Annotated in this window: 22 protein-coding genes; 9 read left to right on the top strand and 13 right to left on the bottom strand. The window is 68.1% G+C overall.

Annotation, left to right across the window (positions count from 1 at the left end; genetic code table 11):
- The first annotated feature begins 29 nt into the window (after positions 1-29).
- Positions 30-962 carry an SDR family NAD(P)-dependent oxidoreductase gene (locus NM2_RS17355; RefSeq protein WP_067669800.1) on the top strand — a complete coding sequence of 311 codons (933 nt, stop codon included), beginning with the start codon at positions 30-32 and terminating at the stop codon, positions 960-962.
- 34 nt (positions 963-996) lie between these two features.
- Here the strand turns inward: NM2_RS17355 and NM2_RS17350 are convergent, their stop codons facing one another.
- Positions 997-1,512, bottom strand: coding sequence for a TetR/AcrR family transcriptional regulator (locus NM2_RS17350; RefSeq protein WP_218025940.1), 516 nt, complete (start codon positions 1,510-1,512; stop codon positions 997-999).
- A 120-nt stretch (positions 1,513-1,632) separates the two neighbouring features.
- On the opposite strand from NM2_RS17350, the gene NM2_RS17345 reads away from it, so the two are divergent.
- The 3 genes from NM2_RS17345 (at position 1,633) to NM2_RS17335 (ending at position 5,380) form a co-directional block, all read left to right on the top strand.
- Positions 1,633-2,604, top strand: a complete 972-nt coding sequence (locus NM2_RS17345) for an SDR family NAD(P)-dependent oxidoreductase (RefSeq protein ID WP_067669796.1) — start codon at positions 1,633-1,635, stop codon at positions 2,602-2,604.
- 233 nt (positions 2,605-2,837) lie between these two features.
- Positions 2,838-3,173 carry a YnfA family protein gene (locus tag NM2_RS17340; RefSeq protein WP_067669794.1) on the top strand — a complete coding sequence of 112 codons (336 nt, stop codon included), beginning with the start codon at positions 2,838-2,840 and terminating at the stop codon, positions 3,171-3,173.
- 212 nt (positions 3,174-3,385) lie between these two features.
- Entirely contained in the window at positions 3,386-5,380 is a 1,995-nt protein-coding gene (locus NM2_RS17335) for an alpha/beta hydrolase family protein (protein ID WP_218025939.1), read from the top strand.
- Between the two features lie 147 nt (positions 5,381-5,527).
- On the opposite strand, the gene NM2_RS17330 is transcribed toward NM2_RS17335, so the two are convergent.
- From NM2_RS17330 to NM2_RS17290, 9 genes are all read right to left on the bottom strand, one after another.
- Positions 5,528-6,274 carry an alpha/beta hydrolase gene (locus NM2_RS17330; protein WP_067669792.1) on the bottom strand — a complete coding sequence of 249 codons (747 nt, stop codon included), beginning with the start codon at positions 6,272-6,274 and terminating at the stop codon, positions 5,528-5,530.
- Positions 6,271-6,462 (bottom strand): hypothetical protein, encoded by a 192-nt coding sequence (locus NM2_RS17325; RefSeq protein ID WP_067669790.1) that lies wholly within the window; start codon positions 6,460-6,462, stop codon positions 6,271-6,273. The genes NM2_RS17330 and NM2_RS17325 overlap by 4 nt, the downstream gene beginning before the upstream one ends.
- A gap of 65 nt (positions 6,463-6,527) precedes the next feature.
- Positions 6,528-7,658, bottom strand: coding sequence for an LLM class flavin-dependent oxidoreductase (locus NM2_RS17320; RefSeq protein WP_067669788.1), 1,131 nt, complete (start codon positions 7,656-7,658; stop codon positions 6,528-6,530).
- A complete protein-coding gene (locus NM2_RS17315) occupies positions 7,655-8,701 on the bottom strand; it encodes an ABC transporter ATP-binding protein (RefSeq protein ID WP_067669786.1) in 1,047 nt (348 codons plus the stop codon). Before NM2_RS17315 ends, NM2_RS17320 begins: the two co-directional genes overlap by 4 nt.
- Positions 8,698-9,705 carry an ABC transporter ATP-binding protein gene (locus NM2_RS17310; protein ID WP_218025938.1) on the bottom strand — a complete coding sequence of 336 codons (1,008 nt, stop codon included), beginning with the start codon at positions 9,703-9,705 and terminating at the stop codon, positions 8,698-8,700. Before NM2_RS17310 ends, NM2_RS17315 begins: the two co-directional genes overlap by 4 nt.
- Positions 9,692-10,618, bottom strand: coding sequence for an ABC transporter permease (locus NM2_RS17305; protein WP_067669784.1), 927 nt, complete (start codon positions 10,616-10,618; stop codon positions 9,692-9,694). Before NM2_RS17305 ends, NM2_RS17310 begins: the two co-directional genes overlap by 14 nt.
- On the bottom strand, positions 10,615-11,655 hold the full coding sequence (locus NM2_RS17300) for an ABC transporter permease (protein ID WP_067669782.1): 1,041 nt from the start codon (positions 11,653-11,655) through the stop codon (positions 10,615-10,617). The genes NM2_RS17305 and NM2_RS17300 overlap by 4 nt, the downstream gene beginning before the upstream one ends.
- The gene (locus NM2_RS17295) at positions 11,652-13,214 is read right to left on the bottom strand and encodes an ABC transporter substrate-binding protein (protein WP_067669780.1); all 1,563 of its coding nucleotides are present in this window, start codon (positions 13,212-13,214) and stop codon (positions 11,652-11,654) included. The genes NM2_RS17300 and NM2_RS17295 overlap by 4 nt, the downstream gene beginning before the upstream one ends.
- A gap of 48 nt (positions 13,215-13,262) precedes the next feature.
- Entirely contained in the window at positions 13,263-14,597 is a 1,335-nt protein-coding gene (locus NM2_RS17290; protein WP_245718078.1) for an LLM class flavin-dependent oxidoreductase, read from the bottom strand.
- Between the two features lie 122 nt (positions 14,598-14,719).
- Here NM2_RS17290 and NM2_RS17285 point away from each other — a divergent pair, with 122 nt between their 5' ends.
- Positions 14,720-15,589 carry a LysR family transcriptional regulator gene (locus tag NM2_RS17285; protein WP_067669778.1) on the top strand — a complete coding sequence of 290 codons (870 nt, stop codon included), beginning with the start codon at positions 14,720-14,722 and terminating at the stop codon, positions 15,587-15,589.
- 684 nt (positions 15,590-16,273) lie between these two features.
- On the opposite strand, the gene NM2_RS17280 is transcribed toward NM2_RS17285, so the two are convergent.
- Positions 16,274-17,212 (bottom strand): NADP-dependent oxidoreductase, encoded by a 939-nt coding sequence (locus NM2_RS17280; protein WP_067669776.1) that lies wholly within the window; start codon positions 17,210-17,212, stop codon positions 16,274-16,276.
- A 113-nt stretch (positions 17,213-17,325) separates the two neighbouring features.
- Between NM2_RS17280 and NM2_RS17275 the strand changes: the two genes are divergently transcribed.
- A complete protein-coding gene (locus NM2_RS17275; protein ID WP_067669775.1) occupies positions 17,326-17,832 on the top strand; it encodes a MarR family winged helix-turn-helix transcriptional regulator in 507 nt (168 codons plus the stop codon).
- Positions 17,833-18,333: 501 nt separating this feature from the next.
- Here NM2_RS17275 and NM2_RS17270 read toward each other — a convergent pair.
- Positions 18,334-18,930, bottom strand: a complete 597-nt coding sequence (locus NM2_RS17270; protein ID WP_169816182.1) for a TetR/AcrR family transcriptional regulator — start codon at positions 18,928-18,930, stop codon at positions 18,334-18,336.
- A 74-nt stretch (positions 18,931-19,004) separates the two neighbouring features.
- Positions 19,005-20,747 carry an N-acyl-D-amino-acid deacylase family protein gene (locus tag NM2_RS17265; RefSeq protein WP_067669773.1) on the bottom strand — a complete coding sequence of 581 codons (1,743 nt, stop codon included), beginning with the start codon at positions 20,745-20,747 and terminating at the stop codon, positions 19,005-19,007.
- A gap of 338 nt (positions 20,748-21,085) precedes the next feature.
- On the opposite strand from NM2_RS17265, the gene NM2_RS51680 reads away from it, so the two are divergent.
- Genes NM2_RS51680 through NM2_RS17250 form a run of 3 tightly spaced genes read left to right on the top strand, consistent with a single transcriptional unit; the run spans position 21,086 to position 22,358 of the window.
- Positions 21,086-21,730: a class I SAM-dependent methyltransferase gene (locus NM2_RS51680; protein ID WP_439956886.1), complete on the top strand. Its 645-nt coding sequence runs from the start codon at positions 21,086-21,088 to the stop codon at positions 21,728-21,730.
- Between the two features lie 5 nt (positions 21,731-21,735).
- Positions 21,736-22,110 (top strand): DUF2218 domain-containing protein, encoded by a 375-nt coding sequence (locus NM2_RS17255; RefSeq protein ID WP_157121139.1) that lies wholly within the window; start codon positions 21,736-21,738, stop codon positions 22,108-22,110.
- A complete protein-coding gene (locus NM2_RS17250; RefSeq protein ID WP_067669771.1) occupies positions 22,071-22,358 on the top strand; it encodes a hypothetical protein in 288 nt (95 codons plus the stop codon). The genes NM2_RS17255 and NM2_RS17250 overlap by 40 nt, the downstream gene beginning before the upstream one ends.
- Positions 22,359-22,379: the final 21 nt, after the last annotated feature.

The following is a 22,379-nucleotide window of genomic DNA, read 5'->3' as shown; positions in this document are numbered from 1 at the left end:
TGCAAGCGCGGGAGGTGAGGCTCGAGGGCATGACATGGCATATCGGCCGGCGGGCCGAGGGGAAGACGGTTCTGGTTACCGGAGCCAGCGCGGGCATCGGGTACTTCGTCGCCGAACAACTCGCGGCCGGCGGCGCCACCGTGGTGCTGGGCTGCCGCGACACCGCCAAGGCCGAGCTCGCGGCGCAGACGATCCGCGCACGGGTTCCGGACGCTCGACTCCGGTGGGTGCGCCTGGATCTGGCGGATCTGTCCTCGCTGCCGGCGACGGTGGCCGACCTCGGAGTCGAGCGCCTGGACGCGGTCGTACTCAACGCCGGGGTGATGGCCTCGGGCCCGGACCGCCGCATCGACTCTCGAGGCCACGAATTGATGTTCGCGACAAACCATCTCGGACACTTCGCCCTGGTCGCTCACTTGGAGCCCGTACTGGCCGCGGCGGAGAACAGCCGGGTGATCACCGTGGGCAGTTTCGCCGCGCGGTCGGAGCGGCTGGAGCTTGCCGATCTGCAATCGGAGCACGACTATCGAGCCAAGCGCAGCTACGGCCGATCGAAACTGGCTCAGATGCTGTTCGGTTTCGAACTCGATCGGCGGCTGCGAGCACGCGGTGCCACCACCGCCAGCATCGTCGTCCATCCCGGCGGCGCACTGGACTCGCTGACTCCTGCTCGGCCACCGTTGTTCGTCCGCACCGCGTCCCAGCGAATGCGCGGACTGCCCGCGGGCATCGTGCTGCACGGCAAGCACGCGGGGGCCCGAGCCATCGTCCGAACGGTCCTGGACACCGGCATCACCGGTGGGGAACTGTGGGGGCCAAGGATTTTCGGCCTTCGCGGACAAGCACATCGGGAGACGCCCCGAGCGCACCTGACCGATCCCGGCACCGCCGCCGAATTGTGGTCCGCCAGTTCGATGCTCACCGGCGTCGATCCATTCGCCGCGCCCGAAGGAGCCCCATAGGAGGGCGGCGGGAGGGCTCGGCCGCACGCCGTCCTCAGGGCACCAGGAGATCCAGAGCGACCTCGAGGCGTTCGAGGTAGAGCTCCCGTGAGCCGGCTTGGTGCTTGATGCCGATCGATGCGCTGATCATCGTCTGCGCCACCTTGGCGGCCGCCTCTCCGCCCGACTCGACGGCAATCGCGTCCGTGATCAATTCTTCGAAGCGTCGCGGCGCGGTCTCCACGATGGTTCCGAGAAGGTCGGGATTGCCCTCGATCACTGCCGCGACGTCGCGGGTCATCGGACCGATGTAACGACCAGCCCAGCGGTCGAACGAATCCAGAAGTCGGTCACGGAGCGATCGGTCGGACTCCCCCAGAATCCGCTCCACCTCAGCAATGTCCTGCTCTAGAGCCTGGCCTACGGCGGCGCGGAAGAGATCCTCCTTGGACGCGAACAGAAAATAGAGACCGGGGCGCGAGATATGTGCGGCCCGGGCGACGTCTTCCATCGATGTCTTGCGGTATCCGAATCGCGCGAATGTGGCGAGCGCCGAATCCAGGACAGCCACGCGACGATCCGCTCCGACGGTCGCCACACTCTCGCTGCGTGCTTCCCGATTGCTCATGAGTCGAGCCTAAGAGGAGTAGTCTAACTTTACAAGTATCGTTCACTCCGTATAGTTGGCGATATGACCTTGCCTGCTCTCATCACCACCGCTTTCAGCGCTGCCACCACCGCCGAAGAGGCGCTTTACGGCATCGACCTCGGCGGACTACGCGCGATCGTCACGGGCGGGTCCTCCGGACTCGGTGCCGAGACGGCCCGCGTGCTGGCTGCAGCCGGTGCTGAGGTGACACTTGCGGTCCGTAATCGTGATGCGGGAAACACCGTCGCGGACGAGATCGAGCGGTCGACCGGAGCGATCCGGCCGCGCGTTGTTCGACTCGATCTTGCGAACCGAGACACGGTCACCGCCTTCGTCGATGCGTGGAGTGGCCCGCTGCATCTCCTGATCAACAATGCCGGGGTCGTCACGAGCGGCCTCGAGCGCACCGCCGAGGGTTGGGAGCTGCAGTTCGCGACGAACCACCTCGGCCACTTCGGCCTCGCCGTGGGGCTCCGCGACGCATTGGCGCGGGGGGCTGCGGAGCGCGACGGGGCGCGGATCGTCTCGGTCAGCTCGACAGCGCACATGCGTTCCGGAATCGATTTCGACGACCTCCACTTCGAGCGCCGAAGCTACGATCCCCAGATCGCCTACGCCCAATCGAAGACCGCGAACTCCCTGTTCACCGTCGAAGCGACCCGGCTCTGGGCGTCCGACGGCATCGTCGCCAATGCGGTCAACCCGGGCGGTGTCGCGACCGGGCTGCAACGGAACTTCACGACCCAGCAGAGGGAGTCGCTCGACGCGGCCGAGGCCGCCGGCGTCTTCACGTACAAGACGGTCGGGCAGGGGGCCGCAACCAGCATCGTCGCAGCCGTCGCCCCGCAATTCGCGCACACCGGTGGGCACTACCTCGACGACGCACAGGAGGCCTACACCGTGCCGAACGACTCCGAGCTCGCACAGCACCCGCACGGCGTCAAGGAATGGGCGCTCGATCCCGCTGCCGCGGAGCATCTCTGGGCGGTCTCGACCGACCTTCTTCGAGCGTAATCGGCGCCACTGTCCGCGCCACCAGTGCAGCCGATATGAAAGAGGTTCGGCTGCGGTGAATCTCCTATCTGCCCTGTGCCGCTCGACACCGAGGGCACTGGTGAAGGAGGCAGCTGCGGCTGCTGAACGGGCCACGGCCCGCCGCTGGTGGGCCCGCAGCGAGTTCCTGTGCGAGCCTCGGGCCGGCGAGGCGCCACCGGGTCTTGCCGCAACCAGGCATTTAGACTTCGCCGATGACCGTGGTGCGCTCGATCCTGCTGTTCGTTGCGGCTGCCATCGCCGAAATCGGTGGCGCCTGGCTGGTCTGGCAAGGCGTGCGCGAACACCGCGGCTGGGTCTGGATCGGGGCCGGTGTCATCGCCCTGGGTGTCTACGGCTTCGTCGCCACCGGCCAGCCCGACGCCAACTTCGGGCGCATCCTCGCCGCCTACGGCGGCGTGTTCGTCGCCGGATCTCTACTGTGGGGTATGGCCGCCGACGGGTTCCGCCCCGATCGCTGGGACATTACCGGTGCGATCATCTGCCTCATCGGCGTCGCGGTCATCATGTACGCCCCGCGCCGCGCCTGAGACCGAACCTGGACCACGTGGGTTGCCGCGAAAACCGCGGGTCACTTCCGGTCCCATGTTCGATGTGCCCTGCCGGGGCGGCAACCCGCGAAACTGTTTCCGAAGCTCGAAGAGATATCTACCCGCCGCACGATGTCGGTGTATCCCGATGGGTGTCTTGCGGTGGTTGTGGGGCACCCGAATGCGCCGTCGACGGCGACTAGCCTGTCCTGGTGACGATCACCGAGTTGCCCTTCGGGTCTTGGCCCACTTCCATCACCTCCGAGAGTGTCGTCAGCGCCGCTGTGCGCCTCGGCGAGGTACGGGTGGACGGGACCGACGTGTACTGGTCGGAGGGACGGCCCGACGAAGGAGGCCGGACCCAGATCGTGCGCCGCGCCACCGACGGAACGCGCACCGACCTGCTGCCCGACGGGATGAACGCCCGCACCGCGGTCCACGAATACGGCGGCGCCGCATGGTGGGTGCGCGACGCAGTGCTCTATTTCGTCAACTGGGCCGATCAGCGGCTGTACCGGATCGCGCCGGGCGGGGTGCCCGTCGCGCTGAGCCCGGAACCCGCCGTACCGCGCGGTGACCGCTACGGCGACGGCGCAGTCGGTCCGGACGGCGCCACCACCGTGGCGATCCGGGAGAGCCATCCAGTCGGCGGACGCGGCGCGATCGATGTACGCAACGAGATCGTCCGGCTGTCCGCCGAGCGACCTTCACAGCCGGAAATCCTGTTCAGCGGAACGGATTTCGTCGCCGCACCGCGACTGAGCCCGGACGAGGCCCTGCTCGCCGTGGTCACCTGGGATCACCCGTCGATGCCATGGGACGACACCGTCCTGCGCGTGCGTGATCTGGCGACCGGTACGGACACCGTCGTGGCGGGCGGCCCGGGTGAGTCGGTGCAGGAACCGCGCTGGCAGGAAGACGGCTCTCTGCTGTTCCTGTCCGACCGCAACGGATGGTGGAATCTCCACCGATGGACACCCCGCGGCGACATCGAGGCCGTCATCGAGGTGGGTGCCGAAATCGGTGTGCCCGCATGGCAACTCGGCTCGGCACGCTACGCGGTGCTCGACGATCACCGCATCGTGTTCGCCCGTTGGCGCGACGGCTACGACGGACTCGCCATGCGTCACCCGGACGGATCGGTGACCGATCTGGAGCTCCCCTTCTCCGCGATCGCCGCGGTCGAGCGAGCGGACCAGAACGCCGTGATCGTGGTAGCGGGCACACCCACCGCCGAACCCGGCATCTATCGCATCACGTTCGCCGGCTCATCCCTCGAACTCGAAACCCTGCGCGCTCCACGCGATCTCGGTCTCGAACCTACCGATGTCTCTGTCCCCGAACCGATCTCGTTCCCTTCGACAGATCGCACCGGCGCACCACGCACCGCGCACGCGCTGTACTACCCGCCCGCGAGCAGCCGATACCGCGGTCCCGACGGGGAACTGCCGCCGCTGCTGGTCATCATCCACGGCGGCCCGACCTCGCAGGCGCTGCCCGTGCTCGCACCGAGTACCCAGTACTGGACCAGCCGCGGATTCGCCGTCGCGGACGTCAATTACGGCGGCTCCACCGGCTACGGGCGCGCCTACCGCGAACTGCTGCGCGACGCCTGGGGTGTGGTGGACGTGGCCGACTGCATCGCAGCCGCCCGATGGCTCGCCGACAACGGACGCGTCGATCCGCGCCGACTCGCCATCCGCGGCGGCTCGGCCGGCGGCTACACGACGCTGGCCGCACTGGCCCGAGCGGACACACCTTTCTCCGCGGGCGCCGACCATTACGGAATCTGCGACCTCGAGGCCCTCGCCGCCGAGACCCACAAATTCGAGAGCCGCTATCTCGACGGACTGATCGGCCGATACCCGTCCGAACGTGACCTCTACCGTGAACGGTCACCGATCCACCATATCGACCGATTCCGCAGCCCGCTGATCGTCTTACAGGGCAGCGAGGACGCCGTGGTGCCACCCAATCAATCACAGATGATCGTCGACGCGCTGCGCGAACGGCAGATCCCGGTCGCCTACCTCCTCTTCGCCGGAGAGCAGCACGGGTTCCGACGAGCCGAGAACATCCGCAAGGCACTGGACTCCGAATTGAGTTTCTACGGACAGGTATTCGGATTCGAACTACCGGCTGCGGAAAGGATCGAGCCGGTCACCGTCGAGAACCTCCGGAACGACCGAGGGCAGGAGCACCGCTGATCGGGACAGTTCGACAGGCCGGAGAAAGCGAGTCCGCAACGGAGCCGCTCACCGATCCCGCCCGGCACTCGGCCGTTGCGGTCCTGGTCGGCTCACGGTCCGCGCGCCCGCATCCGATCGCAGGCGACCTACCCCTGAGTCATGCATTCAACCCAGGCCGGTCACGATCGGCGGGGCACCAGGCCCCACTCGCAGCGACTCGAGGAACAGCACGATCGTCGCCGCGACAGATCGGTGCGCGACATCGTTGAGCACGTCGTGTCGCCCACCCTGCACGAGGCGGACATCGGTGCGGGGCGCTTGCCCGTACGCGTCGAGGGCTGCGGTGAGCGGCGTGACGCGATCGTCGGTGCCGTGCAGAGCGAGCGTCGGCCGGTCCTGTGCTCCGATGGCGACGGTCTCCCACGGCACCGGCGAAGCTATCGCGCCGCGCGCGAACTCCTCGTCCGCCGATAGCACGGCGCGGTGCACCGGGCACGCGGTGCGCGCGTCGATCTCGTCTGCCCAAGCGCTATCCACCGTGTCGGCCGCAGAACTTCGCAACGCGGACGACGGGAGCGCGATCGCCGCCAGCACAGCGCCTTCCACGGGCAGCTCCGACACGAACCGTGCCGCTAGCGCGGCACCGCTGTCCGACCCGAGTAAGACCCGGGGCGTCGGTAGGGACTCCTGCGCCAACAGCTCTTCGACGGCCGCGCGGGTGCCGGGGACGTCCGCGAGCTCCACCCGTACGTACCGCACCCGGTACCCGTCGGCGGATAGCCGCCGACCCAGACGCGCGTACGACGCGGCGGTCTCACCACGCCCGGGAAGCAGTACGACGGTGCCGCGCGGCGTGGCGCCCTCGGGCTCGTCCCAGGCGCCGGCGACGGCGTGTGTCCGCATCGTGGTCATTCGGTCGCTCCTCCCGCCCAGGCGGACGGGGCGAATCCGGCGGCCGGTACGGCGGCGAGCTCGTCGCGTATCGCGGCGGTCAGCGCACGCTCGTCGGGGATGTCGTCGATCAGCCGCCCGGCGGTGTCGGCGAAGGTAGCCGACTCGGGACTGTCGGTCTGCACCGAGACGATCGGAGGTCGGGTCATTCCAGCTCCTCACTGTGGGATCGAGGCGATAGGGAGTCCGGGCGTCGAGGATCCCGGAAAGCTCGCTAGACCGCCGCCCGGTCGGGGCGGGTCGCCTTGCGGTGGGCCAGTTCCTGCCGTACCAGCGGCAGCAGGTCCCGGCCGTAGTCGATCGCATCCTGGAGCGGGTCGTACCCGCGGATCAGGACGGTGTTCACCCCGATCTCGATGTAATCCAGAAGGGCGGCCGCCACCGTCTCGGGCGACCCCACCAGCGCTGTGGAGTTGCCGCCACCGCCGACCGCCTTCGCGGTGGGGGTCCACAGGCACCGGTCGTGCAGATCGCCCTTCTCGGCGACGGCCAGCAGGCGCTGCGAGCCCGCGTTCTGCGGTTCGGCGCCGCGCGGGTGGAGTTGGTTGGCGCGCAGGTTGTGCGCCCCGCCGATGCCGGCGGTGATGGTATCCAAAATGCGGTGTGCCCGTTCCCAGGCGGCGTCGTCGGTGGCCCCGAGGATCGGCCGGAGCGACACCGAGATCCGGGGTCGGCGGTCGCGGCCCGCTGCTACAGCGCGGTCGGCGACGGTGGCGATCTGCTCGGCCGTCTCGCGCAGGGGCTCACCCCAGAGCATGTAGGTGTCAGCGTGCCGCGCGCCGACCGAGTACGCCGCCGGGGAGCTACCGCCGAAGAACAGCTCGAGGCGCCTGCCCTCGTGGGGATGGACCTGCGGGTGGAATCCCTCGAATCGGTAGTAGTCGCCCGAGAAGTCGCGCGGCCCGGTGGTGTCCCATGCGGCACGCAGGATGTGCAGGTATTCGTCGGTACGCGCGTAACGCTCGTCGTGCGGGAGGAAGTCCCCCTCGCGACGCTGCTCCACGTCGGTGCTTCCGGTGACGATGTTCAGGGCCACGCGCCCGCCGGAGAACTGGTCGAGGGTCGTGAACATGCGTGAGGCCAGCGTGGGGTGCACGACGCCGGGCCGGTGCGCCACGAGCAGGCCGAGTCGTTCGGTGTGCGCGGCCACGGCGGCCGCCACCTGGGAGCCCTCGGGCCAGCCGGAGCCGTACCCGATCAGCACCCGGTCGAATCCCCCGTCCTCGTGGGCGCGGGCGAACCGGATCGTGTAGTCGGAGTCGATCACCGCTCCGTCGCCCGCCCGCGTCTCGGAGGCGTCGGCGGTGCCGATCATGCCCAGGATCTCGACATCGTCGTAGCTCATCGGTCGCCCTTCGTGAGTGTGCCGGTGTTACCCGTCCGGATGGGAGTGTTCTCGGATATCTCGTCAGGCCACCGGGCTGCGATGTGGCAGGCGGCGGACCAGCGCTCACCCACCTCGAGCAGCGGTGGCTGTGTCGCGCAGTCGGCGAACGCGAACCGGCATCGGTCGGCGAACACGCATCCGCCGGGGTCCGCCGCACCGGCGACCTCGCGGTCGAGGCGAACGTCGTCGGGCCGGATCGCCGACCGTTCCCCGAGACTCGGTGCGGACGCGACCAGCAGCGCGGTGTACGGGTGGGCCGGCCGGGTCAGGACTTCGTGCAGATTTCCCTGCTCGACCAGTCGGCTCCGGTAGAACACCGCCACACGATCGCCGATACCGGCCAGCGAGGACAGGTCGTGCGCGATGATCACGACCGCGAGGCCGAGGTCGCGCCGCAACCGATCCAGGAGATTGAGCACCAGGTTGCGGTTGGAAACATCCAGCGCACTGACCGGCTCGTCGCAGATGAGCAACTGAGGTTCGGTGACGATGGCGCGCGCGAGGGACACCCGCTGCCGCTGGCCTCCCGACAGGTCGCGCGGGCGGCGATCACGCACCACGCCGGGATCCAGCCCGACCTCACGCAGCGCCCGGTCGATCCGCTCGCCGCGGGTGGTGTCGCGGCCGCCCGCCACCTCGAGCGGCTCGCCGACCAGCCGGGCGACGGTCAGATCGGGGTCGAGCGAGCGCAGCGGATCCTGGAACACCAACTGGATCCGGCCCTGCCGCCGGAATTTGCGCAGTTCGCGGCCGCGCAAACTGGTCAGGTCCCGGCCGTCGAACTCGATGGTTCCGCCCGCCGGGGCGGTCAGCCCGACGGTCGCGCGGGCCAATGTCGTTTTGCCCGAACCGGTTTCGCCGATGATCCCGACGATCTCACCCGGGTACACCTCCAGGCTCGCGCCGCGCAATGCCGCGCCGGTGCCCAGGCCCACTCCCCGCCGCGGTACGCCGTAGGTGACCGAAAGGTCGGTGACCCGGAGCAGTGGTGCGGTGCTCATGCGGCCACCTGATCCCGGACACACCGTGCGAGATGCCCGGGATGGACCTCACGGAACGGGATCACGCCCTCGGCGCAGCCGGGCCCGGAATGCGCGCACCGCGCGGCGAAACGACAGCCGGTGATCTCCTCGCCCGCGGCCGGTGGCTGCCCGTCGATCGTCTCCAGAGTGCGCCGCGACCAGTCGCCCAGCGACGCGACACGCAGCAGCGCCTGCGTGTACGGGTGGCGCGGATCGCGCAGGACCTCCTCGGTCGGCCCGCTCTCGACGAGTTCACCAGCGTACATCACCATGACGCGGTGACTCGTCCGGGCGACCACAGCCAGGTCGTGCGTCACCAACAGCAGACTGAGCCGATGGCTGCGCTGCAGCCGGTCGAGCAGGTCCAGGATCTCGGCCTGCACGACCGTGTCGAGCGCGGTCGTGGCCTCGTCGGCGATCAGCAGTTCCGGTCCGAGCGAGATCGCGATGGCGATCAGAACCCGCTGCAGCATCCCTCCCGAGAGTTGGAACGGGTACAGCCGATCGACGCGCTCCGGATCATGAATCCCCACCTCGCGCAACAACTCTCGGCTGCGGTCCCGAGCGGCCCGACGGGCCAGGCCCCCGCGCACCCGCAACTGTTCGGCGACCTGGTGGCCGATGGTCAGCGAGGGGTTGAGATACGAGCCGGGGTCCTGGAAGACGGCGGCGATCCGGTTGCCGCGCAACCGTTTCCAGGTGGCGGGCCGGGCGCCGGTCAGCTCGATCGAGGACTCGCCCGCGCCCAACCTGACGGCGCCGCCCTCGATCGTGACGCCGGGCGGCAGCAGCCCGAGGACGGCGCGGCAGGTCAGCGTCTTGCCGGACCCCGACTCGCCGACCAGCGCGACGGTCTCACCCCGCCGGATCTCGAAGGAGACGTCCCGCAGGGCGCGGCGGCCGGCGCCGACATCGACGTTCAGGCCGTCGACGCGGAGCACCGAGCGGTCGGTGCCGGGGGTCGGATCATCAGACAGTGACACGGTCGAGCTCCTTGGTGGGGAATGCGGGATTCGCCGCGACAGCCGCGGTCGACGGACTGCGCCCGAGGAGCCGCGTGAACAGGCCGCGCCGCGCGCGGGGCGCATCGGAGCCCGCCTCGCGGACGCAGTCGGCCAGGATGTTGAGAGCACCGACGGTGAGCAACATCGGTATGCCCGGGAACAGCGGCGCCCACGGCTGCAGTTCCAGGTATCCGAGGTCCGAGGACAGCATGCCGCCCCAGGTCGGGGTCGGCGGCGTGACACCGACCCCGAGGAAGGCGAGCGAGGCGATGATCAGCAGCGCCGCACCGGTGGCCTGCGCCGCAGCCACCGCGACGTTCGGCAGCACCTTGCTCCACATGTGCGTGCGCAGGATCCACCAGGTGGATGCGCCCATCAGCTCGGCGGACTCGACGTACTGGGTGCTGCGCAGGCCGAGGGTAACGGCGCGACTGATGCGGAAAAATGTTGGGGCGGAGAGGATCCCGACCGCGATCATAGCCTGGCTCATGCCATTTCCGAGGGTCGCGGCCACCGCGATCGTGAAAACGGTGAAGGGCAGCACGGTCAACGTCTCGGACATGCGCAGCGCGAACCACTCGCCGGCCCGCCCCGCCCATACGGACGCGAGGCCGGTGGGCACGCCCAGGCAGATTCCGACGAGGACCACTTCCAGCGCACCGACGACCGACAGCCGCGTCCCGGCCATGAGGCGGCTGAGTACGTCGCGGCCGACGTAGTCGGTGCCGAGCAGATGGGCGGCGCTGGGGCCCCGCAGGATGTCCGGGGATTGGCGGAGCGCGTCGTAGGGCGCCAGCGCGGCGCCGAAGACGGCCAGGAACAACACCGCGCCGAGAATCACCAGACAGATCCGCGCGCTGGGGATCGAGAAGAGTCTGCGCAACGTCGTCATCGTCGGCCTCCTGAGGTGGCGCCGCGGCGTGCGGCCGGGTCGAGCAGGATTTGCAGCGCCGCGAGCGCCACGGTGCCGAGCAGCACGACAGCGGAGGTGACCAGCAGCGTGCCGAGCACGACGGGCACGTCGCCGCGCTGGGCGGACTGCAACGCCAACTGGGCGACCCCGGGCAGGTTGAACAGCTTCTCGGTCATCACCGCGCCGCCCATGATCAGCGGGAGCGCGTTGGTCACGACGGCGAGCGTCGGCGCGACGGCATTGCGCAGCACGTGGCCGAAAAGCACTCGCCCCCTGCTGTATCCGCGCATGCGCGCGCCGATGGCGTAGTTCTCCGCCTGTGCGGTCACCAGAGAGGTGCGCAGTTGGCGCGCGATGTTCGCCGCGACCTCGAGGGCCAGAGCGAGTGCGGGCAGCGTGGCGTAGCGCAACCAGTGCACCGGGTCGATGGCGTACGGCGAGTAGCCGCCGGCCGGGAAGAGGCGGGCCTTCACCGCCAGCAGCACGATCAGCGCGATACCGATGACGAAGGGCGGCATCGTGGCAAGCACCGAGCAGACGACGGTGACGATCCGGTCGGCCACTCCGCCGGGCCTGGCGGCGGCGACGATACCGGCGCCGAAACCGAGGACGAGCGCGAGTACCAACGCGTACAACGCGATCGAGAGATCCACCGGGAACGCGAGCTGAACCGACCGCGCGACGGGGACCGTGGTGAACCACGACCGTCCGAGATCGCCGTGCAGCGCGGCCCACACCCAATCGAAGTAGCGCACCATGAGCGGCCGGTCGAGCCCGAACTGGTGGTTGAGCCGCGCGATGTCCTGCGGCGTCGCGGTCTCGCCGAGCACCACGGCGGCGGGGTTGTTCTTGCTCAGCGCACCCAGCGTGAACGTGATCACCGACGCGAGGAACAGCACGGTGACCGAGGTGAGCAGCAGGCGAGCGAACCTGCGGACCGGGGCCGCCAGCAGGCCGAAGGGCGTGCGCGTCGGTGCGACCGAGGGATCGCCGGGCGTCGCCGTCACTGCCGTCATGCGGGCACTCCTTCCCAGCGGAGCAGACTCGGGTGTTGTTTCAGCGGCGCAAGCGATTTGCGTCGCGCGAGGATGCTCGGCACCTCGTACAGGAATGTGTTGGGGAACCGGGTGACCGCGATGCGCGTCGCCTCCTGCAGGGTCGCGGCGTACGACGGGGCGTCGGTCGGGGTCGCGGCGACCTTCGCCAACTGGGCGACCAGCTCCGGGTCGCCGGAGCGCGCCGGATTCATCAGCCCGGTGGAGCTGAACAGGACCTGGAACGCCTGCACCGGCGACTCCCGGCCCGCGAAACCGTCGTAGCCGAGCGCTTTGCCGCGATGGAGGTAGACGATCTGCGTCCACTGTGACATCGGCACCGGGTCGATGGTGAGTTCGATCCCGATCTCCGCGAGTTGGGCCTGAATCTGTTCCACCGCGGCCGGGATCGGGGCCGCCGCCGACAATGTGGAGCGCACCTTACCGGACAGCCCGGCATCGGCGAGGATCTTGCGCGCCCTCGCCGGGTCGTAGGCGAACGCACGCTTCAGCGCCGGGTTGAAGCCGACGTATCCCTCCGGGAAGGGCTGGTAGTCGACGTCGCCGATGCCGAAGTTGGCGATCTTCCTGATCGCCTCGCGGTCGATGCCGTACTTCAGCGCCTCGACGACCGCGGGGTTGTCGAACGGCGGCTTGGAGGTGTTGACGTCGAGCACGGCGACGTACATCGAGTCGAGCACCTGCACCTCGAGGCCACTGGCCTGGGCCGCCTTGATGCCCGAGGGCGGAATCTTCGCCACGTCGTATTGTCCCGACGCCACCGATGCGACAACGGTCGCCGGGTCGGCGGCCGGGTAGAGCAGGAACCGAGTGATCCCGATCTGATCCGCCAGGTGGAAATGCTGGTTCTTGCGCAGCTCCGCGTGGTCGTTGTCGACATACGAGGTGAGCGTGAACGGCCCCGACCCGGCGGGCCGGGTCGCGAGGGCGTGCGCGTCCTTCTCGAACACCGCGGGGTTGACCACCATGCCCGTCTTCCCGGCGAGCAGCAGCGGGTACTGGTAGTTGGTCCCGTTCAGATCGATCACGACATCCAGATCTCCCTGCGCCGCAACCTTTTTGAGGTCGGCGATCTGCGGGGCGATCAGGGAGCCCGGTGCGGATCGCCCACGTTGGATGGACTTGGCCACCGCCGTCGCGTCCAGTGGCGAGCCGTCGGAGAACTTCAGCCCGGGGCGGAGCGTGAACGTGACCTGGGTGCCGTCCTCGTTGTAGGCCCACCGCTCGGCGAGCCAGCCGACCGCGTTGCCGTCGCCGTCCAGCGCGGTCAGGGCGTCGTAGGCGAGCGCGAGCATCGTGACGTCGGAGCCGGCGGAGGAGGTCACCGGATCCCATGTGGTCGGCAGCTGCCAGGCCCACGAGACGGTGCCCGGACCGCCGCCGCCGACGGAGCCCGCGCCGGCATCGCTGCAGGCCCCGAGGGCGAAGAGGGCGCCGGCACCGAGGCCCAGGCGGAGCATCGCCCGGCGGCTGACGGTGACGGGAGCGGCGCGATCGGTCCGCTGAACGCTGAGAGACATGGACGGAGCTGGTTCCTTCTCGGGGGGCGACGGGTGTAACCGGCGTGGTCAGACGGCCGCGCTGTATCGGTTCGGCGGGATCGGCAGGCCGAGGTGGCCGCGGAGGGTCTCCGATGTGTACTCGGTGCGGAACACGCCGCGCTCCTGGAGGATCGGCACGACCTCCTCGACGATCCGGCGGAAGTTGGCGGGGTGGTCGACGGCGATGTTGAAGCCGTCGCACGCGCGCGCCTCCCACCATTCGATGAGCTTGTCCGCGACCGTCGCCGGGGAGCCGACGAACTCGCTCTTGCGCCGCTCGCGCGTGGCCTCCACGGCCTGCCGCAGTGTCCATCCGTTGCGCTGGGCTCGCTCGGTGATCGCCTTGGCCTGGGTGTAGAAGGAGCGCTCACCGTGTACCAGCGCCTCGGCGGGGAACGGAGCGTCGAGGTCGTAGCGCGTGAAGTCGTGCCACCCGAAGGGTCGGCCGAACTCCTCGAGCGCCGCGGTGAACGTGTGGTCCGCCGCGTTGTTCGCGGCCTCGATCTCCCGAGCGTCCGCGTCGGTGTCACCTACCACGACCTTGACACCGGGCAGGATCAGCACATGGTCGGGATCGCGGCCGTACCGTGCCGCCCTGCTCTTGATGTCGTCGTAGAACGCCTGGCCGGCGGGGATGTCGGCGGCATGGGTGAAGATGCCCTCGCCGACGCGAGCCCCGAGGTCCCGCCCCTGGTCGGAGTCGCCCGCCTGGAAGATCACGGGGTGCCCCTGCTGCGAGCGGACCAGGTTGAGCGGACCCTGCACCCGGAAGAATTCGCCGTCGTGGTCCAGCCGATGCTGCTTGCTTCGGTCGAGGAACCGCCCGGTCTCCCGGTCCCGCACGAAGGCGTCGTCCTCGTACGAATCCCACAGTGCCCGAGCGAGTTCGACGTATTCCTGCGCTCGCCCGTACCGCGTGTCGTAGTCGTAGTGCTCGTCGAGCCCGTAGTTGCGCGCGGTGCCCGCGTCACCGGTTGTGACGACGTTCCACCCCGCGCGACCGCGCGATATGAGGTCGAGTGAGCCGAACCTTCGCGTCAGGTTGAACGGGCTGTTGAAGCTCGTCGTCGCCGTGCCGACCAGCCCGATCCGGCTGGTCTGCACCGCCAGCGCGCTCAGGAGCGTCAACGGCTCCAGGCGGTTGAGGTAGTGCGGCGGCGAATACGGCGTGATGAACTGGCTGTCCACGATGAACACCAGATCGAACAGACCGCGCTCCGCCAGCCGCGCGACGTCGGTGAACCAGTCGATGTTCACGCTCGCGTCGCCGGGGATGTCCGGATCCAGCCAGAGGGTGTGGCTGCCCGGACCACCCGTTCCATAGGGAACGGAACCCAGATGAATCTGCCGTCTGCTCAGCACGCCACTCCGTCCGATTATTTTCCTGCGCCATAGAAATTACGGGAATTCCCGCGGCCTATCCAACGAGCATTCGTGATCGGAACCATCATGATTCGTGATGAGAGTGCATAATCGTAAGAATCATGCAGAAGAACCTCGACATTGCTCCGTTACGGAGCTTCGTCGCAATCGCGGACTGCGGCGGCTTCCAGCGAGCGGCGACACATCTGCACTTGAGCCAAGGCGCCGTCAGCCAGCACGTGCGCCGACTCGAGGATGCGGTCGGCCGGCAACTGTTCCAGCGCCACGGCCGCGGCTCGCGCTTCACGCCGGATGGCGACGAACTCCTCGCTGTGGCTCGCCGGATCCTCGACCTGCACGACGACGCGCTGCGCAGCTTCGGCGCGGAGACCACGAGCACCATCACGATCGGGTCGACCGAGCACGCCGCGGCACAACTGCTGCCAGCCCTCGCGACCGCGCTCGAGCGTGCGGCCCCGCAGCTCTCGGTCCGGTTCCGAATCGACCGCGGTATGGCTCTGCGTGACGGTCTCGCGAGCCGCCGGATCGACCTCGCATTGCTGCTCAACAGCGATGATCCGAGCGCGATCCGCGTGGGCGAACTGGAGCTGACCTGGTACTCCGCTCCGGGCTGGCAGCTCCCGCCCCGGCCGGATCCCGTGCCGATAGTCGCCTTCGACAGTCCCTGCGCACTGCGCAGCCGCGCGCTGGAAACCCTGTCGGGGGCCGGTCTCCCGGCGTCGATCCGCGCCGAGGCACCGCAGCTGGGCGGCGTGCACGCGTCGGTCGCGACCGGCGTGGGAGTAGCACTGCTCGCCACGCTCGGACAGACGCCGGAGGGACTCGTCCCGCGCTCCGACCTGCCCGCCGCGAAGCCGTTGCGCCTGTCTGTGGGCGCTCGACCAGGTCTGCCGACGGCGACGGCGGCGATTGCGGCGGACGCACTGCGCCCACTGCTCACACCGCACCTGCGGCTGGCTGCGGGGGCGTGAAATCTCACCCACCGGCCATTGCAATCATGATGATTTTTAAAATACAGACCTCTCCTCGGACGAGGATTCAGGACGTGAATGCTTCGTTGAAATCAACATGATTTTATTTATTGCACAGGAGAGCCCTCCATTCGTTCGATCTCCCGGGATCGGCGGAATCGGAGGCGTATTTACTTCGGCGTGCCGAACCGGCCGGAGGGCGCACTCGGGGCACCCGGCCCCACAAACCGTGCCAATGTTCGACAAACATGTCGGCCGGCATCGCCGTGCAGCCATCGGCGCGCCTGCCCGGAACCACGCGCGAGGGGTCCTCAGCAACCAAGTCCGCCGACCCGTTCACCGGCCACTACCCCAGCCGGCCAGCGACCGGCGGTTGGTAGAAAGTCGTTCTCGGGCTGCGGGGCGATCGCCGAACTGGCCGGGCCCGCGCAGGAACGCCGACACCGTGGCAATGTGGCGAACCTGAACGGAGCTGTGAACGCGCCCAGGGCGAACAAGCCCTGGCGGGAGAAGCCGAATACCGGCGGTGAACGGCGTAGGTGAGCCATGTGCCGGAGGACCGCATGCACGGTTCGAGGCGGCGGGGCTGGAGAGGCGACCGCCCGCCAGGGACACCGGGGGACGCACAACCGACCAGGCAACCGGCGCATGCGGGAAGTTCCCGGCCCGACTCAGGTGTCGGCGTCAGACTGCGGGCGGGACGGCCACGACCTTGCCGTGGATCTCTCCCGCGTCGGCCTGCCGATGGATCGCGGGCAGCTCGCTCAGCGGCACGCGCCGGGCGATCTCGACGTGCAGCTCGCCACGGTCGATGAGGGCGACGAGGTGCGAGAGTGTCTCCGCGTCGGGGTGCACGAAGATCGTGGCCGCGCGCACGTTTCGCTCCTCGTCGCCCGGCGTCGTCACGGTCGGCGTCGTCGAGACGACCACGCCGCCATCACGCACGCGCGTGACCAGGGCGGTGAACCCGTCAGGGGTGATCGGGGCCAGATTGAGCAGCACATCGACGGGCTCGGTCACCGCGTCGAGCACAGAGGTGGCCGTGTGGTCGATGATCTCGTCCGCACCGGCCGCGGTGACGATCTCGCTGCTGCGCGGGCTCGCCGTGGCGATGACGTGCGCACCTGCGCGCTTGGCCAGCTGCACGGCATACCCGCCCACCGGGCCGCCGGCACCGTTGATCAGCACCCGCTGCCCGGCTGCGAGCTCGCCCGCCTCGAAGAGCGCCTGCGAGGCGGTGAGCCCGACCGACGGCAACCCGGCGGCATCGGCCAGCGCAATGCTCGTCGGAGCCTTCACCAGCGCTTCCGCCGGGGCGGCGACGTACTGCGCTGCCGCGCCGTCGGCATTCATGGGTATGAACCCGACGACGTTCTCGCCCACGGCGAGGCCGTCCACCCCGTGGCCGATCGCGTCGATCGTGCCGGAGACGTCGTAGCCCGGAACGTGCGGCAGCGTCACCGGGATCGGCAGGAAGCCGCCGCGGATTCCGCCGTCGGCCGGGTTGAACGCCGACCCCGCGACCCGGATGCGCACCTCGCCGGCACCGGGGACCGGCTGGTCGACGTCTTCGTAGCGCAGAACCTCCGGACCGCCCGTTTCGTGGAACCGTACTGCCTTCATGGTGTCTTCCCTTCGATATTTTGCTTCGAATTCGAAGCAACTCCCGACCACGCTAGCACTGCTTCGAACTCGAAGCAAGTGCTTCGAGTTCGAAGTACTGATAGGCTCGGCTCATGCCCTCTTTGCCGCCGTCCCTGGATGCCACGCAGCTGGGCGCGTACTTCGCCCTCATCGAGGCGAGCAGCCTGCTCAAGCACACCGTCGAACAGCAGTTGCGGGAGGCCGGGGACCTCAGCTACGTGCAGTTCCAGCTCCTGGCCACCCTCGGCGACTCCCCGACCGGCAGCCGGCGGATGACCGATCTGGCCGACGGTGTCGTCTACAGCCGCAGCGGACTGACCTACCAGGCCCAAACACTCGAGAAACGGGGCCTGGTGACCCGCACGCTGTCCTCCGATGACGAGCGCAGCACCACCGTCACCATCACCGACCAGGGACGCGCCGTCCTCGCGGGGGTCTTCCCCGGTCACGTCGCCGTCATCGACGACCTGCTGTTCACCCCGCTGTCCCGCACCGACATCGAGACGCTCGCCGACATCCTCGGCCGCGCGCGAGACCACATGCGCCGGACGCCACCGCGCTCGGCCGAACCACGGCGGCGCGGCCGGCGAACGCGGTGACCAGCGGCCGGCGTAGCGGGGTCCGGTCACCATCGCCGGTGCGATGAGCACCAGCGCCATCGTGCCGCCGGCATCGGCATTCGCCGCATGCGACTCCCCCTGAATCATCGGGTCGCAGAGTCGCGATCAGCTCTCCAGCTCACAGATGACCACCGGAATCTGGACCGCGTCGATCCGGACGCCTTCGACGTCGTGTCTACCCCGGCGGTCATGGCCCGATGGAAGACCTCGCCTATGACGAGACCTCCGGTGGGCTGCTTTCCCTGCTGCGCCACGCACCGGCCGCGATTCTCGCCGCGACCGCCCCCGACGGCTCCCCTTTCGCCGGCTACCGGATGACCCGGCCTGTCCAACCGCGAGGACTACTCAACCGGTTCGCGAAGAGCGCACCCTGGCTGCTCGAGGACGAGCTGAAAGATGCGGGCGTCGCCTATTCCAAAGCGCGAATTACGTTGCGCCCCTACATCGTTGTCGATCGAAATCTCCGGTCTCAGGGTGTGCTCAGCCGGCTTCTACGAATCCCAGGAATCTATCCGCGAGGATTTCGATCATCAGCGGGTCCCCGGCTACGCCCGAAGCCAGTGCCGCATGGTTGCTTTGATCCAGGATCTCGTACAGCAGAAGCCAAGCCTCCAGCCATCTGCGCCGCTCGCCGGGCTTGTCTGGGTCGACGGCAAAGGCCGGTATCGCGGTACCCAGCCGACTGATGAGATCTCGAATGAACTGTTGCGCACGGGGAGTGAAGTCGCCGTCGTCGACGCTGGCCTGGACGAACACCTTCAGTAGGCGGCTCTCTTTTCTATCTGCTTCGAATATCGTTGTGATCCAGTCGGTTACGTCCCTGCGCTGGGTGTAGTCCACAGTCGTGATGCTCGCGTAGACGGGCATCGCGGTGGCGGCAGCGGTCTTGAACAAGAACGCGGCGAGGTCGGCTTTGCCGCGAAAGTGCCGATAGAAGGTCATCCGACTCACTCCCGCCGAGGCCGCGATGTCCTCCACGGAAACCGTCAGATAGCCACGGTCACAGAAGTTTTCGGTCGCGGCGTCGACGATCCGAGCGTGACTGTCCTGCTTACGCCGACGATGGAAGGCGGCCAAGCCCGCAACGCGTGGATCCGGGGTGTCACCCGGCGACGCCGCGTGATCCGATTCCGACTCGGCCGCCATGTTCCTTATCCCGTTGCGGCGGTGAGCACGCCGCTCTTCTCGGGACCCACGAATTCTCCGGGGAAGCGGCCCGTGAACGCTCCGTTGTCGAACGTCGGGACGCCATTGACCAGGGTCAGCCGCATCGGCGCCGCGGCCCGGGTGTAGCGATAGGTTCGACCGCCACGCCCGTCCCAGACATCCCAGATCTTCTCTTCCGGGCGTCGCTCGATCTCGTCTAGATCGAACACGGTGATATCGGCGACCTTCCCGACCTGGAGCAGCCCTCGCTGCTCCAACCCGAAGAAGGCAGCGAGTTTGCCGGTCAGCACGTGCACGCCTTCCTCGATGGTGAGCAACTTACGGTCTCGGACGAAGTCGGTGAGCAGGTAGACATTGTCACCCGCACCGCAGAACATCTTGCCATGCGCGCCCGCGTCGGAGATGTTGCCCACCGAGTTGGGGTCGCGCAACAGGTCGACCAGCACCTCCTCGTCGGCTTCCCAAGAGCGCTTGTGCACAACCGATTCGGCTCCGTTCTCGAGCACCCAGCGCGCCAGAGCATCCGATGGGTGCGCCGTACCGGTCTGTTCCATGAGATCGGCAAGGGTGAGTCCGACAGGGCCCCAGCCGGACTCGCTTTCCCGCAGAGTGAGCGCTGAGGGATCGTGAAGGTAGGAGTGGCTGTACGAACCGTCCCATGCGACACGGGCGCGATCGAGCCACGCCGGATCGGACAACATCGCACTCTTTTCGTTCCAGGTCGGGGCGTCAACCATGTTCTGCCACACCTGATTACCGTTCTGAGCGAATACCAGCGACCGGCTGAAGTTGATCACCGAGGTCGGCGAGACATGATGGAAGCCCGTATAGAAGTCGAGCCCTTCGGCTTTGAACCGCTCGTGCAGAACCTTGGAGCGCTTGCCGATCTCCGCCTGAAATTTCAGCGTCGGCAGCCCGGCCCACTGCATCCTGACTCCGGTCGCCTTCGCGATTCGGCCCAGTCGCTCCGTCTGATCCGGCCCGGTCATGCGCATGAAGTGATCGACGATCACCTGGAAGGTGGCGCCCTCGTACCGAGCGAGGACGCGCAACAGCGCCTCGTATTCCGCGTCGTCGGCCAATTGCGAGGGCAGCGGGCGATCATGTTTGTCGTAATCCAACTGGTTCGACGACAGCCCCATGGCGCCGGCTGCCAGCGCATCATCGAGAAGGACACACATCTGTTCGATCTCGTCCGGTGTCGCAGCGCGTTTCCAGGCTTCCTGTCCCATGACCGACAACCGGATCGGAATATGGCCGCAGAATGCCGCGTAGTTGACCGGCACCCGAACATTCCGGAGCATCGACTGCTTGTATTCGCTCCACCTGCTCCAGTCCCAGGGGACGAGCTTCTTCATCGGCTCTTCGGGAATATCTTCGAAGAAGTTGAAGATCTCGATGAGATTTTCCCGATCTTCGGGCTTGTCCGGCAGGGGGGCCATCGAGAAGGCACAGTTGCCGTTGATGGATGTCGTCACACCGTAGGCGGGCAGTGGCTCCATATTCGGCGACCACCACACCCCGCCGTCCCAGTGGTTGTGGGTCTCGATGAAACCCGGCGTCACGAAACAGCCGGTCGCATCGATCACTCGTTCGCCGACGCCGGCCTGCAGATTCGCGCCGATCTCGGTGATCCGACCGTCACTCACCCGGACATCCGCGGCGTAGGCCGGAGCCCCGGACCCATCGACCACAGTCCCGCCCTTGATCAGTAACTGAAACCTCACTGTTTTCTCCCGTCTCACCGCGTCACGCCACGTGGCAACTATTGTGACAGCTTGTAACGTATGACCATTGTTACAGTTTGTAACTCTTGTCTTCACGCGTCAAGGGCAAGCCACTGAGGACAGCGATGGTCCGGCGCACGACTGCACGCTCGCGCCTGTGGACCGTTCCGGTCGCTGGACCGGCAGCCCGGGAGACCCGAACACTCGATCGCCGCCCCCTCGTCGGGTCACGGCCCAGCCGCCTTCATCAGCCACGACATATCCTGTCCCGGCGCTGTGCACGCGCGCGAATTCATCCTCTCGGCGACAGCGCTGGTCCTGGGTCTCGTCCTGCTCGCCTGGTCGGAGACCGGGGCGGCGGCGGTGAGCCGGTTCGAGGCCCGGCTCGGGCACACGTATCGCGAGCGGCCGCCACCCTGGACCTGTACACCACGAAACCGCCGTGGGATATCGACCACCCGCAGCCCGTGTTCGCCGCCCTGGCTGCGGCCGGAGACATTCGCGGCCGCGTGCTCGATCTCGGCTGCGGGACAGGCGAACACGCGCTTGCGGCGGCGTCGCTGGGATGCGACGCGGTCGGGATCGACCAGTCCGCACAGGCCATCGAAGCCGCCGAACGCAAAGCCCGCGACCGCGGCCTGCCCGTCCGATTCCGCCGCCACGACGCCCTGCGGCTGTCCGAACTCGGCGAAACGTTCGACACCGTGCTGGACTGCGGCCTGTTCCACGTCATCGCCCCGGACGCCCGCGCCGCCTACGCCGCCGGTGTCGCCACGGCACTGCGTCCGGGCGGCCGCTATTACATGCTCGGCTTCAGCGACCAGCAACCCGGCGGATGGGGACCACATCGACTGGCCCGCACCGACATCGAGTCCGCCTTCACTAGCGACTGGCATATCGACTCGATCGAACCGGCCCGCCTGGAAACCATCCCCGCACCCGACGGCCTGGCCGCCTGGCTGACCACCGCCACCCGGAGGTGACCGCGATGCCCGTCCTGCACACCCGCATCCGCACCGACCGGCCCGAACGATACCTGCGCCAGTTCGGCGAACACGCCACCGCAATGACCGGACCGCGAGGGCATCGCATGCGCATGCACGACACCGCCGCCCATGCCACGAGCGAGCCGATGCTGCGTGTGGAGCAGGACGACGATCAGGTAACCGCCCATTTCACCCCGTGGGGAACCTGCGTCCTGCACGCGGCGTCGAATGTACTGAGCGTGCGTATCGATGCCACCGATGCTGAAGCGCTGCAACGCATCCGCGACATCGTCACCCGTGATCTCGAGCGATTCGGACGCAATGAGCTCATCATCGAATGGACACCGAGCGACACCCCGGCGGCCGGTTCACGGTGAAGGCACGGCACCTGCACTCGTTCACCGGACCGTACGGCGTGGTGGCCGCAATCCTCGCGACAGTGCTGGCGATACACCTGGGGGGCATCGGCTACGCGATCACACAGTGGCACCGGCCCCTTGCCGCTCTCGGCGCGATGACCGCACTGCTGGCGGGAAAACTACTGTTGGTCACCGTATTTCGCGCACACCGGCGGCGGGGATTTCCAGGACCGCAGCGATCAACCCGACGGCCGGGGATGCGCTGACGCGTCATGAAGGAGCACGAA

Source organism: Nocardia miyunensis NBRC 108239, from assembly GCF_001613065.1.
In the GTDB taxonomy this organism is placed as follows: Bacteria; Actinomycetota; Actinomycetes; order Mycobacteriales; family Mycobacteriaceae; genus Nocardia; species Nocardia miyunensis.
Note: the sequence above shows the minus strand (reverse complement) of the source record. Positions and strands in the feature narration are given on the sequence as shown.